Below are 17,200 nucleotides of genomic sequence, written 5' to 3'. Positions count from 1 at the left end.
GCTTTGATCCTGTTCTTTATTTTACTTAAAATAAAATCTAGAGAACACCTATTAAACTATACCCAGTGTCGCATATTCTTTTTTTTTACAAAAAAACTTATTAAATGCTATTTAATTACGCGAGCACTGGGGTATTAGTTTTCTCTTCTGTTTTTATCGTTTTCATTGCTGTCATAGCCGCTCTAAGTGTTTTGCCTATGGTTTCTATTGGGTGGTTTCTTATAGCATCGTTTACTGCAATTAACTCTAAATTATCTACTGCATTAGAGGTAGAGTAAGGTTTACCTATAACTTCTGTAGTTACTGTTTTCATAAAATCTTCTAATAATGATTTACAGGCATGATCGAACAAATAACAGCCATACTCTGCTGTATCTGAGATTACTCTATTCATTTCAAACAGTTTTTTTCTTGCTATTGTATTTGCTATTAATGGTAATTCGTGTAACGATTCGTAATACGCAGAGTCTTCAATAATGCCTGCACTTACCATAGTTTCGAATGCTAATTCTACTCCAGATTTTACAAAGGCTACTAATAGTACACCATTATCAAAATATTCTTGTTCACTAATATGCTCTGGTGTTAATGCCGTTTTTTCAAAGGCAGTCTCTCCTGTTTCTGCTCTCCATTTTAACAGGTTTTCATCATCTTTTGCCCAATCTTCCATCATGGTTTTAGAGAAATGCCCCGAGATAATGTCGTCCATATGTTTTTCAAACAATGGTTTCATAATCTCTTTTAATGTTTCCGATAGGTTGTAGGCTTTAATTTTTGCAGGATTAGAGAGTCTATCCATCATGTTAGTTATACCACCGTGTTTTAAAGCTTCGGTTATTGTTTCCCAACCATATTGAATTAGTTTTGCTGCATAATTAGCTTCTATGCCTTCTGCCACCATTTTATTGAAAGCTAAAATAGCTCCTGTTTGTAACAGACCACATAATATGGTTTGCTCGCCCATTAAATCGCTTTTTACCTCAGCTACAAAAGAGGATTGTAATACACCAGCTTTATGCCCTCCTGTAGCTACGGCATAGGCTTTTGCTTGTTCTAAACCTTTATTTTCGGGATCGTTTTCTGGGTGTACGGCTATTAAAGTTGGCACACCAAACCCTCTTTTATATTCTTCTCTTACTTCTGTTCCTGGGCATTTGGGCGCGACCATTATTACTGTTAGGTCTTGGCGTATTTGCATGCCTTCTTCTACAATATTAAAGCCATGAGAATAGCTTAAAGTGGCTCCTTTTTTCATTAGCGGCATTACTGTTTTAACAACATTTGTATGTTGCTTGTCTGGCGTTAAATTAAGTACCAAATCTGCATTAGGTATTAATGCATGGTACGTATCTACATTAAAACCATTGCTTGTAGCACTAACATAAGATGATCTTTTTTCGTGTATTGCTGCTTCTCTTAATGCATAAGAGATATCTAATCCTGAATCTCTCATGTTTAAGCCTTGGTTTAGGCCTTGTGCTCCACAACCAATAATTACTATTTTTTTACCTTTTAATGCTTTAACGCCTTCCTTGAACTCTGATGCTTCCATAAAACGACATTGCCCTAGTTGCTTTAATTGGTCTCTTAATGATAGTGTGTTAAAATAATTTGCCATTTTTTTATTGTTTATTTTTTTATGTCTTATTAAGCGTTAAATGCTTCTAGCATTTGTGAAATTTCCATTGGTTTTTTTGTAACTGCAATACGTCCTGCACGAACAAACTGCATTATCCCAAAAGGTTTTAATTGGTTGTAAAGTGACTCTATATCTTCTTTCATACCTGTCTTTTCTACTACAAAAAAGGTTTTACTTACAGTAACAATTCTAGAATTACTTGCCTTAATTATTCGCTGTATCTCATCTTCATTAAAAAAGGTATCCGACTTTATTTTAAACAAACAAGATTCTTGATATACGGTTTCTTCATCTGTATGGTAATAGGCTTTTATAACCTCTACTTGCTTTTCTATTTGCCCAATAATCTTTTTTATTTTTTCTTCGGAAAGGTTAACCACTAATGTCCATCTAGACACACCTTCTATTTCTGATACAGAGACATTAATACTTTCTATGTTTATGTGCCTACGTTGAAAAATTGCCGATATACGATTAAGCAATCCTATATTATTTTCTGTATATACAGAGACCGTGTATAATTGTTGTTCTTGTACTTTCATCTTTAATTTTTTTTAGCTTAAACGGATGTCTGAAACGGATGCTCCTGTTGGTATCATTGGGAATACATTACCTTCTTTTTCTACAGATACTTCTAAAAAATACGCGCCTTCTGCTTCCATCATTTCTTTTACTGCTGTTGCTAGGTTTTCGCGTTTTGTTACTTTTTTTGCTTCTATAGCATAGCCTTTTGCTATGGCTACAAAATCTGGATTTTGAATTTCGGTAGAGGCATAGCGTTTTTCAAAAAACAATTGTTGCCATTGTCTTACCATACCTAAAAACTCATTATTTAACACTACTATTTTTACTGGTACTTTGGTTTGAAAAATGGTTCCTAGCTCTTGTATAGTCATTTGGTAACCGCCATCGCCTATAATTGCTACTACATCGCGTTCTGGCGCTGCCATTTTAGCGCCTATTGCTGCTGGTAACGCAAACCCCATAGTACCTAGCCCTCCAGAGGTTATATTGCTTTTGGTTTTATTAAATTCTGCATAACGGCAGGCAATCATTTGGTGCTGCCCTACATCGCTTACAATAGCTGCATTGCCTTTACTTTGGTTATTAATTTCTTTTAATACCTCCCCCATTGTTAAGCCTTCTTTTGTAGGGTGTAAATCGTTTTTAATGACTTTATCGTATTCTATTTGATATAAGTCTTTAAATTTTTGATGCCAAGCTGTATGCTTCTTGTCTTTTAATAAGGGTAGTAATGCTTTTAATGTTGTTTTGGCATCTCCTAAAACTGCGACATCTGTTTTTACATTTTTATCTACTTCTGCTGGATCGATTTCAAAATGGATGACTTTTGCTTGCTTTGCATAGCTTTCTAAATTACCCGTTACACGATCATCGAAACGCATGCCTATAGCTATTAATACATCGCACTCGTTGGTTAACACATTTGGTGCGTAATTACCATGCATGCCTACCATGCCCACATTTAAATCATGAGCTGTTGGTAATGCTGAGGCTCCTAAAATAGTCCAAGCTGCTGGTAGTCCTGCTTTTTCTATAACTGCTTTAAATGCGTCCTCTGCTTCACCTAATATTACACCTTGCCCCCAAACTACTAATGGTTTTTTAGCGTTATTTATTAATTGTGCTGCTGCTTCTACTTGTTCTAAGTTTACTTTTGGTGTTGCTACATAACTTCTTACGCCCTTACATTTTTCGTAAGCAAAATCGAATTCTTCAAACTGGGCGTCTTTAGTAATATCTATTAAAACGGGTCCTGGTCGTCCACTTTTGGCTATATAAAATGCCTTGGCTATAACTTCTGGTATTTGTGATGCTTTTGTTATTTGCTGGTTCCATTTGGTTACTGGTGTAGATATACCAACGATGTCTGTTTCTTGAAATGCATCTGTTCCTAACAAATGAGACCCTACTTGCCCTGTAATGCATACCATTGGTGTAGAGTCTATTTGTGCATCTGCAATACCCGTTATTAGGTTTGTTGCTCCTGGTCCTGAGGTAGCCATAGCTACGCCTACTTTTCCAGAAATTCTAGCATAACCTTGTGCTGAGTGCGTTGCGCCTTGCTCATGGCGTGTTAATACGTGCTGTATTTGGTCTTGAAATTTATATAATTCATCATAAACCGGCATAATAGCTCCTCCAGGATAGCCATATAATACATCTACGCCTTCTGCTATAAGACATCTTACTACTGCTTCGCTCCCAGATATGCGTATCGTATTTTTTGTCTCTTTTGCTGTTGTTGTTATTGTTTGGGTTTCCATAATTTTATGGTATTATTGGTCTTGTATAATAGACCTAGTATTTAGTTGTGTTTTATTTTTTAAAATTCGTCTGTTACGCACCCTTTTGATGCAGACGATACTGTTTTTGCATATTTGTATAGCACTCCTCGTTTAAACTTAAGTGCTGGCATTGTCCAATGTTCTTTTCTCTTCTTTAATTCTTCTTCTGAGACTTCTAACGAAATGGTATTGGTTTCGGCATCTATGCTTATTATATCTCCATCTTTTACCAGTGCAATGGCTCCGCCTTCTTGTGCTTCTGGTGTTATATGCCCTACAACAAACCCATGGGTTCCTCCAGAGAATCTACCATCTGTTATTAAGGCAACATCTTTACCTAATCCTGCTCCCATTATTGCCGCTGTTGGCTTTAACATTTCTGGCATTCCTGGTCCGCCTTTTGGGCCTTCGTAACGTATAACAACAACGTCTCCTTTTTCTACTTTACCGTCTCTTATGCCATCGTTAGCATCGTATTCGCCTTCAAAAACTTTTGCTTTTCCTCTAAATCGCAGCCCCTCTTTTCCTGTTATTTTAGCAACACTTCCGTCTTTCGCTAAGTTGCCATATAGCATTCTTAAATGCCCAGAAATTTTTATTGGTTTTTCTATAGGTTTTATTACTTCTTGTCCTTCTGTTAGGTCTGCTACGTCTAGTAAGTTTTCTGCTATTGTTTTTCCTGTAACGGTTAAACAATCGCCATGTAATAATCCTTTTTTAAGTAAGTATTTTAATACTGCTGGGATGCCTCCTACTGCGTGTACATCTTCCATTAGGTATTTTCCGCTTGGTTTTAAATCGGCTAAAAAAGGTGTAGCATCGCTTATTTCTTGAAAGTCTTTTAATGTAAATTCTATATTAGCTGCTCTTGCTATTGCTAAAAAGTGTAATACGGCATTGGTAGAACCGCCTAATATGGTTACTAAACGTACCGCATTTTCTAATGCTTTTCGCGTTATAATATCACTTGGCTTGATATCTTTTTCTAATAATACACGTATGGCTTCTCCGGCTTTTACTGCTTCGTCTTTTTTAGCATCACTTAATGCTGGGTTAGAGGAGTTAAACGGTAATGCCATACCTAAAGCTTCTATTGCAGATGCCATGGTATTAGCGGTATACATACCTCCACAGGCTCCTGCTCCTGGACATGCTTTTTGTACTATGTTTTGGTATTCTGTTTCGGTCATGGTACCTGCGACTTTACTTCCCCAGGCTTCAAAGGCTGATACAACATCTAATTTTTTTCCATTATGGCAACCTGAATCTATGGTTCCGCCATAGACTAAAATACTTGGCCTGTTTAAACGAATCATAGCCATTAGTGCACCTGGCATATTTTTATCGCAGCCTACCACTGTTATTAATCCATCGTAACTCATAGCTTGTACTACGGTTTCCATAGAATCTGCTATGATGTCTCGTGATGGTAAAGAGTAGCGCATACCTGGTGTTCCCATAGAGATGCCATCGCTCACCCCTATTGTATTGAAGATTAATCCTACTACATCTTCGTTTTTAGTGCCTTGTTTGGTTAATTTTGCCAAATCGTTAAGGTGCATATTACACGGGTTACCTTCGTAGCCTGTGCTTGCTATTCCTACTATAGGCTTATAGAAATCTTCTTTTGTTAACCCAATAGCATGCAACATTGCTTGTGCTGCTGGTTGTGTAGCGTCTTGTGTTACTGTTTTACTATATTTATTTAATTCCATTAGTATGCTGGTTGAAAGAAATTTGATGTGTGTTGTCTTACCAATTTTTGGTAGTGTTTAGAAAAAGTATAGCCTATAGTATCTTCCCAAGGGTTATTAAATTTGTTTCCGTCTAAGGATTCTATTGGCGCTATTTCTGCTGCTGTTCCTGTAAAAAATGCGCCATCTGCTTTATACACATCACTTGGTGTAAAGTGCTTTTCTATTATTACGTAGTCTAATTCTTTTGCTATTTCAAAAACAGTTTGACGCGTAATTCCTGATAATATGTTTCCTAACGGGCATGTATAGAGTACTCCATTTTTTTCGTAGAAAAAGTTTGCTCCTGGCCCTTCTGCCACGTAGCCTTGAGCGTCTAATAATAAGGCTTCGTCGAATCCTTTTTGTTTTGCTTCTCTTGTTGCTAGTATAGAATTCGTGTAGTGCCCTACAACTTTTGCTTGAATATGGGTAGATTTAGGGTTTGGTCTTTGATAACTTGAAGTCATTAATTTTACTTTATTATCTCCTAGGTATCTATCCCAAGACCATGCGCATAATAGTAAATGAGATTTCTCGGCAGGAATTAAGCTCATTTGTTCGCCTTGGTATAACAATGGTCTAACATAGGCGTCTTCTAAATTATTTTTTTGAAGCAACTCGTATGTTAAGCTTGTTAATTCTTCTACAGTATACTCGCACGGAATATGCATAGCTTTTGCCGAATACAAAAAGCGCTCGTAATGTGCTTTGGCTTTAAAAATTTGTGCTCCGTCTTCGGTTTTATACGAACGGATACCTTCGAATACCCCATTTCCATAATGAAGTGTCTGGGCGTACAGACCTGTGGTTGCTTTTTCTGCTGGCATCCAATGGCCATCTAGGTATACTAATGTGTCTTGGTTATAATACATGATTTCTGGTTTATGTGTTCAAAATTAATTGACACTATAATTAATTATTATGCTCTTTTTTTAGTTTCAACTTAATTCAGTTTTAATTTAACTAGCCTAAATTATTAAAAAACAGATTATTAAATATTTTATTTTATTATGTTCATAGTGTTTAAGCGCCATAAAAAAAGCCTGTATCTAAATAGATACAGGCTTTTTATTATATATAATAAGGATCTGTATCAACTCAGGTCGAGTTAATAATGACACTAATTATAATAATGACAGTTTTAATAAAATTCATAATGTGCTGTACAAAAAAAGCCTTCCGTTTCGGGAAGGCTTTTAAAAATTTATTTAAGTTTTATATACCATTTCCCTATCCTTGTGAACTAATCACAATGACAATAATTGAAATGATATTTACTATTTGTTTCTTCATTTGTTGGGTCAAATATGATAATTTATTTTTAATAATTCAATATTATTTTAAAAAATTATTTTTCAACACCAACTTCTTAATTAATTTTACATTTTAGTTTTCAACACTTTAAAGCCTTATTTACACCTAAATAATTAAAAAAATATTACTAAAACAGTTCTATTTTATTTTTCGTCTAGCAGTCGTTCTTCTTTATCTTTTTTAATGGCTTGTTTAGTAATTTCAAATAATTGCGTTTTTATACTTGTGTATTCTTTATAAAAGTCACTCATTGTTTTCACCAACTCTTTATGCTCCTTTTTATAAGTTGTTTCGTCTTTTGTTTGGTTAATTCCATCTAGCATTATTTCTAGATCATTTTCATGTTTTTGTACTATTTTTATTAATTCGTTATTTCGTTTTTGAGAGTTATTAAGGATATCTATAATTTCTACTGTATCTGTAAACTCTTCTGTATTTAATAATTGTGATGTATACGTTTTTACTAAATCTTTAAAAAAGAGATGCTCATCTGCTATAAATAATAATTCGGAAAGCCACTTTTTTGATGCTTCATGCATTTCTTCTGCACTTATCCACTCTATATATTTGGGGCTAATTTGTATTGTTTTCATGACTTTATTGTTTTTTATATTACTCTGGTATTATTAAAAATGGTACTGTTGGGTGAAATCCTATTGTTTTTATTACTGGTTCTTTGGTTATTTTTTCAATAAGGCTGTGTTTATAATTAACCATTGCTAAAACATCTATTTCTAAGTCTTTAATAAACTCTGCTATTTCTTCTGCTTTTTTTGTGTATTCTGGCATCCAGTGAAAGCTATAGTCGTACTCTTTTAAATATTCGGTTAATTTTATTCTATTATAATGCTGAATGTCTTTTAGTTGCTCTTCTTCGTTTATGTGAAGAATTCTAATTTTTGAGTTATACAAATCTGCAAACTCCTTGATAGTTTGTAACTCTCTATCGCTATAAAAACGATTATAATCTGTAGGGAAGGCTATTTGTTTAATCGGTACAAAGTCGTGTTCTTCTGGTACTATTAATACTGGGCATTTCTTTACTTTTTCTAGCAGTGTCACACTATTGCTTCCTAAAAAAAACTCTTTTGCCCCTGTGGCTCCTTTTGTTCCTGTTACTATTAAATTAATATCGTATTTATTTATAGCCGTAGTTATGGCTTTGTACAAATTGTCTGTACTTAACAATGTTTTGTATGTATGGCTTGTATTTATATTGGATTGCTCCATTTGTTCTTTTAACTCAAATAATTCTTGCTTTGCTTTATTATACTTACTAGACACAGTTGTTATGTTTACGGGCAATGCATTTAACACATAAAAAGTACAAGGTTTATTTGCATATAGTTTAAGTGCATATACAATAGCACTCCATGCATTATCTGAAAAATCTGTTAGTAATAAAATATTTCGTTGCATAAGGTTTCCTTTTTAATCTGTTTAAATAAAGCTAATTATTTAACACTAAATAAACGATGATATTTATCAGGCAAAAGCAAAAAACACACCCCGTTATGTACTTTTTGGTTAAAAAACAACTTTTAAAAATTGCTTTTTTTTAATGATTTTAGTCATGTTATTTTCTAAGATGTGGTAGTACCTTTAATATAGAATTTAAACCAATAGATTATGAAAAAAAGAACTCCAATTTCGGCTATAATGACTAAAGATGTTATTACATTAAACCATTCTGATAATTTAGAAACTGCCGAAACTTTATTTAAGAAAAATAATATTAGACACATCCCTGTTGTTAGCGGAGATAAAATTATTGGTATGCTAAGTTATACCGATTTATTAAGAATAAGTTTTGCAGATGCCGTAGATGCCAATGAACAAAATGTAGACACCGTTGTTTATAATATGTTTACTATAGAGCAGGTTATGGCGAAAAACCTAGTTAGTGTTAATACTAATACCACAATTAAAGAGGTTGCCGAAATACTTGCTAAAAAAGAATTTCATGCGTTACCTGTTATAGACAATGATAAGTTAGTTGGTATTGTTACTACTACAGATTTAATTAACTATTTAATTAATTTATTTTAACTAATTATTCTGTTTAATTAAAAGAAAAACGTCTAAAATTAATTTTAGACGTTTTTTTTATGAACTTATCTTTTATTTGGTTGGTATAACCAAAAACGGAGTATTTAAGTGAAAGCCTATTTGATTTATTTTGTTTTTGAAGAATATATTTTCGAAAAAAGAGTGCTTATTATTAATCATAGTTAATAAATTAGTTCTTGCTCTTGATTGAAATTCTGTTATTGTTTTTGGTATATTTTTCCCTTCTACTTCATGATATAAATATGATGTTTCTTTAACGAGTGTTGTTAGGTGTTTTTTATTGTCTTCTTGTTTATTTGTTAATGACTCATTTTGAAAAACATGAAGTATATTTATTCTTGAGTTAAACTGTTTTGCAATATCTATTATGGGCTGTATTTGCTCTATTTTAAAATTAATATTGTAATCTGTAGGAAATAGTATTTCGTGAGGTGCTTCAAAAGAAAATGTATCTGGCACCGCCAATACAGGACATTTAGCGCTTTTAAACACATGTACTGCATTAGAGCCAAATAGTATTTCCTTTGCTCCTGTAGCTCCTTTAGTTCCCATTACAATATAATCTATAGTAGCATCTTTATTTAACTCATTTATTTCACCTATTAATGTATTAAATGAGGTTATTTCTATAAAATTATGTTTTAAATTATTATGTTCTTTTTTTATTCGTGCTTTAACTTGTTTTAAGCCATTTATTGCATTTTCTTTTATTATATCCTCTAAATTAGATTGCGCTGCGCTTATTACAATTTCATTTAAATTATAAATTACTGGCGTGTAAGTATTTAATAAATAAAATTCACAAATTTCATTTTGAAATAATTGCAATGCAAAATCTATTGCATTCCATGAGTTTTCAGAAAAATCTGTTGGTAATAGTATTTTTTTCATAATTATTTGAATTCATTATAGTTATCGTCTTCTATTTTGCATTACTAAAAATGGAATCTCAACGTTAAGGGATAATTTATCTACTGTAGATTGAAATAAAAAATCTTCTAAAAAAGTGTGTCTTGTATTAACCATAACCAGCATATTTGCCTTACTTTCATCTATGTATGTAAAAATGGCATTTGCTATATTTTTGTTAGCTTTAGTTATAAAATTTAAATTGTTTTTACATAATTCTTCTTCAAGAAACAATCTATTATCTTCTTGGCGTCGTGATAACTTTGTTGTTAAAGAGACATGTAAAAGGTCTATACTTGCTCTAAAAGGAGAGGCCATTTCGCAGAGTAATTTTAACTCTCTTCGTTTATAAGGAACCATATAGTTTGTAGGAAAAACCACTTGTTTTGGCTGTACATATTTATAACCTGATGGTATTGATAACACTGGGCAGTTTACATACTTTAAAACTTGTAGTGTATTACTACCAAAAGCGTATTTTTTATTATTAGTTTTACCTTTGGTTCCCATTACAATAACATCAATATTTTTCTCTTCTGTTATTTCATCTATCTCGTCTATTAATGTATTGTATGCGGATATTACTTTATAGTTATGCCTTGGGTTAGGAGATATTTGTTTAACATTCTCTAGAAGTTGCTCTAGTTGTTCTCTAGAGTGTTTCGCTTTTTGTTCTATAATATCTTCAAATACCTCTGTACTTAGCAGCTCTATGCTTTTATAGACCTCATCTTGATATGTGTGTAAAAAATAAACATTAGATTTTTCGTATTTAAAAAGTTCTAATGCATATTTTACAGCATTCATTGCATTCTCAGAGAAGTCTGTGGGGATTAAAATATGCCTCATAATATCGTTGTTTTTATATTATTATTAGTCATGATTTTTAATTTCTATGAATAAGGCTTAAGTATCGCTTTGCGTTTTTCTAGTTGTTTTTTTAAATCGCTAATTGTATTCTTAACTGCTAGTTCGTAGTTTTTTTCTTTAGAGGATGCAAATATTCTTGGACCATTTAAGCTCAGCTCCATTTCACATATTTTACCTTCTTTTTTAGAATCATTTTCTTTTTTAAAGAATACATTAGCACTTATAAGCCAATCAAACTTTTCAAACAATTTATTTAAGTGTTCAATAGTATAGTTACGCATTGATTCACTCGTTTTCATATTTACAAATTGGATATTTGTTTTCATCTTACTTTTTTTAATTACATACTTAAAGTTAAGTGTAATTACATAAAATTAAAATGACATATATCAGGCTTAAAACCATCATTATTAACTTTTTAAAACAAAAAAAAAAGGAACATAAATATATTCCCTATCCTCTTAATTAAAGTAATAGTATTATTTATTCATGAAGGACTAAAAATGGGACATCTGTATGGTAGCTAATTTCCTCAACTGTTGGATGAAATAATATTTTTTGGAAATAGTTTAAGTTTTTTGCCACCATTACTATCATATCTATATCTCTACTTTGCACGAAGCACTGTATAGCATCTTCGACCTTTTTATTTGTTAAAAAGTGAAAGCTACTTGTGTGTTCGTTAAAATAGTCTTCAAGTAATTCTTTATTATTTTGCTGACTTGTGTTAAGGTTTACTTTTTTTCTACTAATATGTAAAACTCTTAATGCGGCTTTAAATGTGTTTAGTATTTCGGAAATAGGGTTTAATAATTCAATATTATATTGTAGAGCATAGTCTGTAGGGAAGGCGATTTCTTCTGGTATTTTATAGGTTGTGTTTTCTGGTATTACCAACGTATTACATTGTACTTTTGTTATAATATTTCCTGTATTACTTCCTACAATGTGTTTTTTTAGTCCAGTTGCTCCTTTGGTTCCAACAACAATAATATCAATTTTTTTTTCTTCTACCTGTTGTCTTATAGATTCTGTAAAAAAATTATTATCTATTAGTGTATAAAATTTGTGATTATTGTTTTTTGAAAATGTTTCAGAAATACGTTTTAATGTTTTTTTAAGTTTTTCTTTTATTGGCTCTTCATAAGTGACACTTATTACTGGTTGCGAAGTAATGTAAGGTGTATCATTAACCGCTAAATTAGTTAAGCGATTAACGTGTAATATATAAAAGTTGCACTTTTCATTGCTAAAAAACTGGAGTGCATATTTTATAGCATTCCATGAATTTTCGGAAAAATCTGTTGGTAATAAAATATTTTTCATTTAAAATACATCTTTTATATAAACAAATGTATTATTAAGGTGTGCTGAAAAAAATGATATTAATCATATATATAGAATAGGGCTACTCTACATGTTGTAATTTTTCTAAATCTAAAATTTTAATGTTTCTTCCTTCTATATCTATAAGTCCCTCTTTTTTAAAGCGAGACATGGTTCTAATTAATGTTTCTGTCGCAATACCTGCTACACTGGCTAAATCGTTTCTAGATATTTTAATAGCCTCACCTGGTTTTCTATCTAATTTTTCAGCAAATTTTAAAAGTGTTGCTGCTGTTTTTTTATGCACCGAGCTGTATGCCATTTGTAATAACTGCTCTTTAACTCCTGTTAAATCGTTTGTTAATAGTTGAATAAGTTCTAATGCTACTTTATGGTTAGTATTAAGTATTGTTTTCAATTCGCTTGTTGCTATCCCCACTAGTTCACAATTTTGAATTGCCGTTGCTGTTTCTTGGTATGGTAAGCTTTCTGTAAATGAGGTATAGCCAAATAAATCGTCTTCTTTATGTAAGGCTGTAGTAAGTTCTTTACCTTGCTCATCGAATTTATAACATTTTATAACGCCTTTACTTATTAAGTAAATATAGTTAGAGTGTTGCCCCTCGGTATATATTTCGCTTCCTTTATTAAAATTAAAAACTTCTCCATTGTCATCAAAAAAGTTTTTAAGGTCATTTAGTGTACGAATCTCATCTGTATTTTCTTCTGCAGATTCGGGTGTAGTTTGCTCCTTTAAAATAGCCACTTTTGCTATACGGCTTTCTATGGCGCTTACCAATTCGTCTTCGTTAAATGGTTTTGTTATATAATCATCTGCACCTAAATTCATGCCCATACGCACATCCTGTCTTTCTGTTTTTGCAGATAGAAATATAAACGGAATATATTTGGTTTGTGGTAAACTTGACAAAGCTTTTAAAACACCATACCCATCTAATTCTGGCATCATGATATCGCTAATTATAATATCTGGCAGACTATTTTTTGCCACTTCTACCCCAATTTTCCCATTAGGTGCTGTTATTACATTATATCCAGATAATTCCAGTAATTCTTCTGTGTTTTCTCTTAAAACGGCATCATCTTCTATTAACAATACTTTCTTCATGAGTTAGCTTTGTTTGGTATTTTTATTACAAATGTTGATCCTATATTTTCTTCACTAGTAAAGCTTATAGAGCCTCCTAAATTCTCTAAATGCGATTTTACAATATTTAGACCGATACCTGTTCCTTGTGTTAGTAACGCATTTCCTGCTCTAAAATAGCGATTAAATATGTTTTTTTGTTCACTTTTTGGTATTCCAATTCCATTATCGCTAATAGTAAAGATGGTTACTTCTTTGTTTTGTTTAACTTTAATACTTATTGTTGTGTGCTCTGGGGAGTATTTAATAGCATTATGCACTAAGTTAGATAAGGATAACTCTACTGTTTTTTCGTCTTGAAAAAGCGATAATTCATCTATATCATCTGGATAATTAATATGCTGTCCTTCTTTTAAAAGCATATTGCTATTGTACACTACTTCGTTTACTACTTTACTTATTTTAAATTCTGTAAACTTATAGCTTATTTTTCCTGTTTCAAGTCTTTCTACCGATAAGAAATCGTTTAAAATATTATTTAAATAATTTACTTTATCGGTAACTGTTTTTATATGTTTATCTCTTTTTTCTTGTTGCTCTGTTAGCTTATACTTGCTTAACAACATTGTAGAGGTTAAAATACCACTTAACGGTGTTTTAAATTCGTGAGAAACTAAGGATAAAAATTTTGTTTTTAACTCATTAAGCTCCTTTTCTGTTGCTAACGCTTCTTTTAAATCTCTTGTGCGCTCTTCTACTGTTTTCTCAAGGTGCTGTGTATAGTTTTTTCTCTCGGTAATATCTATTACTAAAGCCATTACATATTTTTTATCGTAAATTGTAAATGGGTTTAAACCAGCTTCGACAGGAAATATTACACCATCTTTTTTTACTCCAAAAATATCGCGCCCTTTACCCATTTGGCGCTTTTCTTTATGCCCTATAAAATTTTTAAAATGCTCTCCGTGATTAGAGTGGTAATTTCTAGGAATTAAAATATTTAATGGCTTACTTATTAACTCTTTATTATCGTACCCAAACAGTTGCTCTGCAGACTCATTTACTTCTACTATGTTTTGATTTTCGTCTACAATTATAACCCCCTCGGAAACCGCTCCTAATAAAATATTAAAAACATCTTGATCTTGTTGAAACATATCATTTACTTCTAGGCTATAAAGATACTCAATACTAGTTGATTTTATTAAGATTTTACGCCTAGAAAAACTGATTTATATCATTCTTAATTTATAATAAACAGTATAACTTTACTTTATTATACATGTAATAAAAATTATTATTTATGCTTTTTTATACTCCTTGTAAAGTTTTGCTATTTTATTACAGTTTTATACATAAGGTTACAAAAAAGGATTCATTTATAAACAATAGGTGTAAACAAAAAATAGATGTTGTTATTAAACGGTTTTTAACTCCTCTATGAAAATATTTAAGTATAAGATTCTGTAGTATTTGCAACTGTTTTGATAGTTTTATTACCTTTAAACAAAATAATAAAAAGCACATATTATAACTGCTAACATTATTACTTTTTAATTATTCTAGTTCAAAAAAATGAATTAATTAATGTTAGTGACGTTTTAGTATTGATAAAAAAACATTAAAAATGAAAAGCAATTTTAACGCTATAATTAATTCTGAAACTCCAGTTCTTATCGATTTTTTTGCTACATGGTGTGGACCATGTAAAACTTTAGCTCCCATATTAGAGCAAGTAAAAGATGAGCTAGAAGATCGTATAAAAATTATAAAAATAGATGTTGATAAAAACCAACCGCTTGCAGCAAAGTACCAAGTAAGGGGTGTACCAACTATGTTACTTTTTAAAAATGGTAAACAAGTTTGGAGACAATCTGGGGTGTTACAAAAAGACCAATTGATACAAATTATAAAATCGCATTAACCATGAGTACCCACATTAATGCCAAACAAGGGGAAGTTGCAGAAACAGTATTACTCCCAGGAGATCCTATGCGTGCTAAATGGATTGCTGAAACTTTTTTTGAAAATCCAATTTGTTACAATGAAGTACGTGGTATGTTTGGTTATACTGGTACTTATAAAGGTAGGCGTATATCTGTGCAAGGTACTGGAATGGGAATTCCATCTACTTTAATTTACTGCCATGAATTAATTAATAATTACGGTGTTCAAAACTTAATTAGAGTTGGTTCTGCTGGTTCTTACCAAAAAGACGTTAATATTAGAGATATTATTATTGCTATGTCTGCCTCTTCTACTTCTGGAATAAATAATTCTCGCTTTATTAATGCAGATTATTCACCAACTGCAAGTTTTGAATTATTTATGAAAGCTGCATTATACGCCAAAGATAACAACATTTCTATTAAAGCTGGCAATGTGTTATCTGCCGATGAGTTTTACGAAGATGACTTTAACAACTATAAAAAATGGGCCGATTTTGGTGTGCTTTGCGTTGAAATGGAAACTGCTGGTTTGTATACTATTGCGGCTAAACATAATGTAAAAGCATTATCTATCCTTACCATATCCGATTCACTTGTTACTGGGGAACACACTTCTTCTCATGAGCGTGAAAGGTCTTTTAATACCATGGTAGATATCGCTTTAAGTACTTTATTTTAACTTGGAAATAGTATAAAAAGGGACTTTATCTGCTATAGCATATAACTTGAAAAAATATTTGAAATTTATAAATAGAACTATAAAAAGTGAGGCAGGCACTCAAGTTTCTATTATTAAACAAAACGACATGTTTTTACAACGTGTAAGCGTCTTTTTAAAGGATCTAAAAATTTAACTTAGTTTGTCTTAAAAAACACAAAAGCCTCTTAAAAGAGGCTTGTAGAAAATTATTTTATGTGAAATTATAGGCTTGTGCAACGGTTACCATTGTTGTAAAACGTTTTTTATTCTTTGTTTTTGATAAGTTCATTTCCATAATATAGAACAGATAAACTAATTAAAAGACAAGGGAATAATCCAGTTACAAATCCAGTTGGAAATCCGTGTTTTGCCATTACTAAAACAAAATATGCAATATAACCAAATCCGAATTTGAGCATTCTTTCCATTCCGCTCATTTTCTTTGTCATTACGACTATGAAAAATGGAAGAAACACACTTAATAAATATCCTCCAAACACGCTATTCATATTTGCGTTTGAATCTAAAGTCAGAAAACCGATAATTCCCATTAAAACCATATTCAGAGCTATGAGAAAAAGTCCATTAATTATTTTCGTTCCAATATTTTTTTCTCGAGTAGAACTTTCTGTTAAAATCAATTCTTTTGAGTCAATCTCCAAAACTTCACAAATCAAATTAAGGGTTTTACCTCTCGGTTCACTTTCAGAGTTTTCAATTCGTTGAATAGTTCTTAAGTTTATTTTTGCTTGTTCAGCCAATTCCTCTTGAGTCAATCCTTTAATTTTTCGTGTTTCACTTATTTTCTTTGCAATCCAATTCATTTGTTTGATACTTTTATTTGACTCTAAAAGTAGTATTTTGGTTAAAGTTTGATAACGGTTTTCCTGTGATTTTTATATGACATTTGCTTTGTCATTAAATGTCGTAAAGTTTTTTTTCAAATGTTTTACAACGTCTAGTGTATGAGTAGTAGCGGATTTCTACTCACTAACCTTTCGGTTTTGCACTGACTTTTGTTTTATGTTTATAGTTACGTTTTATCTCTTAAACCGCTATTACTTATACATCTTGTGCATATTGCACAACTCTGTTTATAAATTATGTATAGACAACAGTATGTCCACTTACCATACCGTTGTCTATACATAAACTCAATACTTTTGTAAATACCGTTTCGAAGATTGCTTCTGGAAATAATTGACGCGTTCTACTTAATGTCGAATGCCAAGGTAAGCACTCATCGATATCGTAGTCTAAAAAATAAAGA

At 31.7% G+C, this 17,200-nt stretch carries 17 protein-coding genes and 1 pseudogene; 3 read left to right on the top strand and 15 right to left on the bottom strand.

Annotation, left to right across the window (positions count from 1 at the left end; translation table 11 throughout):
- Positions 1-115 precede the first annotated feature (115 nt).
- The 7 genes from ilvC to ACVC08_RS01045 all read right to left on the bottom strand — a co-directional run bounded on the left by ilvC (position 116) and on the right by ACVC08_RS01045 (position 8,417).
- Positions 116-1,618, bottom strand: coding sequence for a ketol-acid reductoisomerase (gene ilvC / locus ACVC08_RS01075; protein ID WP_452600652.1), 1,503 nt, complete (start codon positions 1,616-1,618; stop codon positions 116-118).
- Positions 1,619-1,647: 29 nt separating this feature from the next.
- Complete coding sequence (ilvN, locus tag ACVC08_RS01070; protein ID WP_452600410.1) at positions 1,648-2,181, bottom strand: acetolactate synthase small subunit; 534 nt, start codon at positions 2,179-2,181, stop codon at positions 1,648-1,650.
- A gap of 12 nt (positions 2,182-2,193) precedes the next feature.
- Complete coding sequence (gene ilvB / locus ACVC08_RS01065) at positions 2,194-3,927, bottom strand: biosynthetic-type acetolactate synthase large subunit (RefSeq protein ID WP_452600651.1); 1,734 nt, start codon at positions 3,925-3,927, stop codon at positions 2,194-2,196.
- Positions 3,928-3,986: 59 nt separating this feature from the next.
- A complete protein-coding gene (ilvD, locus tag ACVC08_RS01060; RefSeq protein ID WP_452600650.1) occupies positions 3,987-5,663 on the bottom strand; it encodes a dihydroxy-acid dehydratase in 1,677 nt (558 codons plus the stop codon).
- Positions 5,663-6,556 carry a branched-chain amino acid transaminase gene (locus ACVC08_RS01055; protein WP_452600649.1) on the bottom strand — a complete coding sequence of 298 codons (894 nt, stop codon included), beginning with the start codon at positions 6,554-6,556 and terminating at the stop codon, positions 5,663-5,665. The genes ilvD and ACVC08_RS01055 overlap by 1 nt, the downstream gene beginning before the upstream one ends.
- Before the next feature lie 585 nt (positions 6,557-7,141).
- Positions 7,142-7,591, bottom strand: a complete 450-nt coding sequence (locus ACVC08_RS01050) for a hypothetical protein (RefSeq protein WP_452600648.1) — start codon at positions 7,589-7,591, stop codon at positions 7,142-7,144.
- 19 nt (positions 7,592-7,610) lie between these two features.
- Positions 7,611-8,417, bottom strand: coding sequence for a universal stress protein (locus ACVC08_RS01045; protein ID WP_452600647.1), 807 nt, complete (start codon positions 8,415-8,417; stop codon positions 7,611-7,613).
- Positions 8,418-8,627: 210 nt separating this feature from the next.
- On the opposite strand from ACVC08_RS01045, the gene ACVC08_RS01040 reads away from it, so the two are divergent.
- Positions 8,628-9,047, top strand: a complete 420-nt coding sequence (locus tag ACVC08_RS01040) for a CBS domain-containing protein (protein WP_452600404.1) — start codon at positions 8,628-8,630, stop codon at positions 9,045-9,047.
- A gap of 72 nt (positions 9,048-9,119) precedes the next feature.
- Here ACVC08_RS01040 and ACVC08_RS01035 read toward each other — a convergent pair whose 3' ends face one another.
- The 6 genes from ACVC08_RS01035 to ACVC08_RS01010 all read right to left on the bottom strand — a co-directional run bounded on the left by ACVC08_RS01035 (position 9,120) and on the right by ACVC08_RS01010 (position 14,438).
- Positions 9,120-9,959, bottom strand: a complete 840-nt coding sequence (locus ACVC08_RS01035; protein WP_452600403.1) for a universal stress protein — start codon at positions 9,957-9,959, stop codon at positions 9,120-9,122.
- A gap of 21 nt (positions 9,960-9,980) precedes the next feature.
- Positions 9,981-10,826: a universal stress protein gene (locus ACVC08_RS01030; protein WP_452600646.1), complete on the bottom strand. Its 846-nt coding sequence runs from the start codon at positions 10,824-10,826 to the stop codon at positions 9,981-9,983.
- 44 nt (positions 10,827-10,870) lie between these two features.
- Positions 10,871-11,173, bottom strand: a complete 303-nt coding sequence (gene hpf / locus ACVC08_RS01025; protein ID WP_452600645.1) for a ribosome hibernation-promoting factor, HPF/YfiA family — start codon at positions 11,171-11,173, stop codon at positions 10,871-10,873.
- Between the two features lie 157 nt (positions 11,174-11,330).
- Positions 11,331-12,173 (bottom strand): universal stress protein, encoded by an 843-nt coding sequence (locus tag ACVC08_RS01020; protein WP_452600400.1) that lies wholly within the window; start codon positions 12,171-12,173, stop codon positions 11,331-11,333.
- A gap of 82 nt (positions 12,174-12,255) precedes the next feature.
- Positions 12,256-13,302, bottom strand: a complete 1,047-nt coding sequence (locus tag ACVC08_RS01015; RefSeq protein WP_452600399.1) for a response regulator — start codon at positions 13,300-13,302, stop codon at positions 12,256-12,258.
- Positions 13,299-14,438, bottom strand: a complete 1,140-nt coding sequence (locus ACVC08_RS01010) for a PAS domain-containing sensor histidine kinase (protein WP_452600644.1) — start codon at positions 14,436-14,438, stop codon at positions 13,299-13,301. Before ACVC08_RS01010 ends, ACVC08_RS01015 begins: the two co-directional genes overlap by 4 nt.
- A gap of 470 nt (positions 14,439-14,908) precedes the next feature.
- Here ACVC08_RS01010 and trxA point away from each other — a divergent pair, with 470 nt between their 5' ends.
- A complete protein-coding gene (trxA, locus tag ACVC08_RS01005; protein ID WP_452600397.1) occupies positions 14,909-15,205 on the top strand; it encodes a thioredoxin in 297 nt (98 codons plus the stop codon).
- 2 nt (positions 15,206-15,207) lie between these two features.
- Positions 15,208-15,909, top strand: a complete 702-nt coding sequence (deoD, locus tag ACVC08_RS01000; RefSeq protein WP_452600643.1) for a purine-nucleoside phosphorylase — start codon at positions 15,208-15,210, stop codon at positions 15,907-15,909.
- 284 nt (positions 15,910-16,193) lie between these two features.
- On the opposite strand, the gene ACVC08_RS00995 is transcribed toward deoD, so the two are convergent.
- Both ACVC08_RS00995 and ACVC08_RS00990 read right to left on the bottom strand, forming a co-directional pair.
- A complete protein-coding gene (locus tag ACVC08_RS00995) occupies positions 16,194-16,754 on the bottom strand; it encodes a helix-turn-helix domain-containing protein (RefSeq protein WP_452600642.1) in 561 nt (186 codons plus the stop codon).
- A 292-nt stretch (positions 16,755-17,046) separates the two neighbouring features.
- A pseudogene (locus ACVC08_RS00990) lies at positions 17,047-17,200 on the bottom strand (transposase); the annotation flags it as partial.

This window comes from Pontimicrobium sp. MEBiC06410 (genome assembly GCF_053601615.1).
This window is presented reverse-complemented; position numbering and strand designations above follow the sequence as displayed.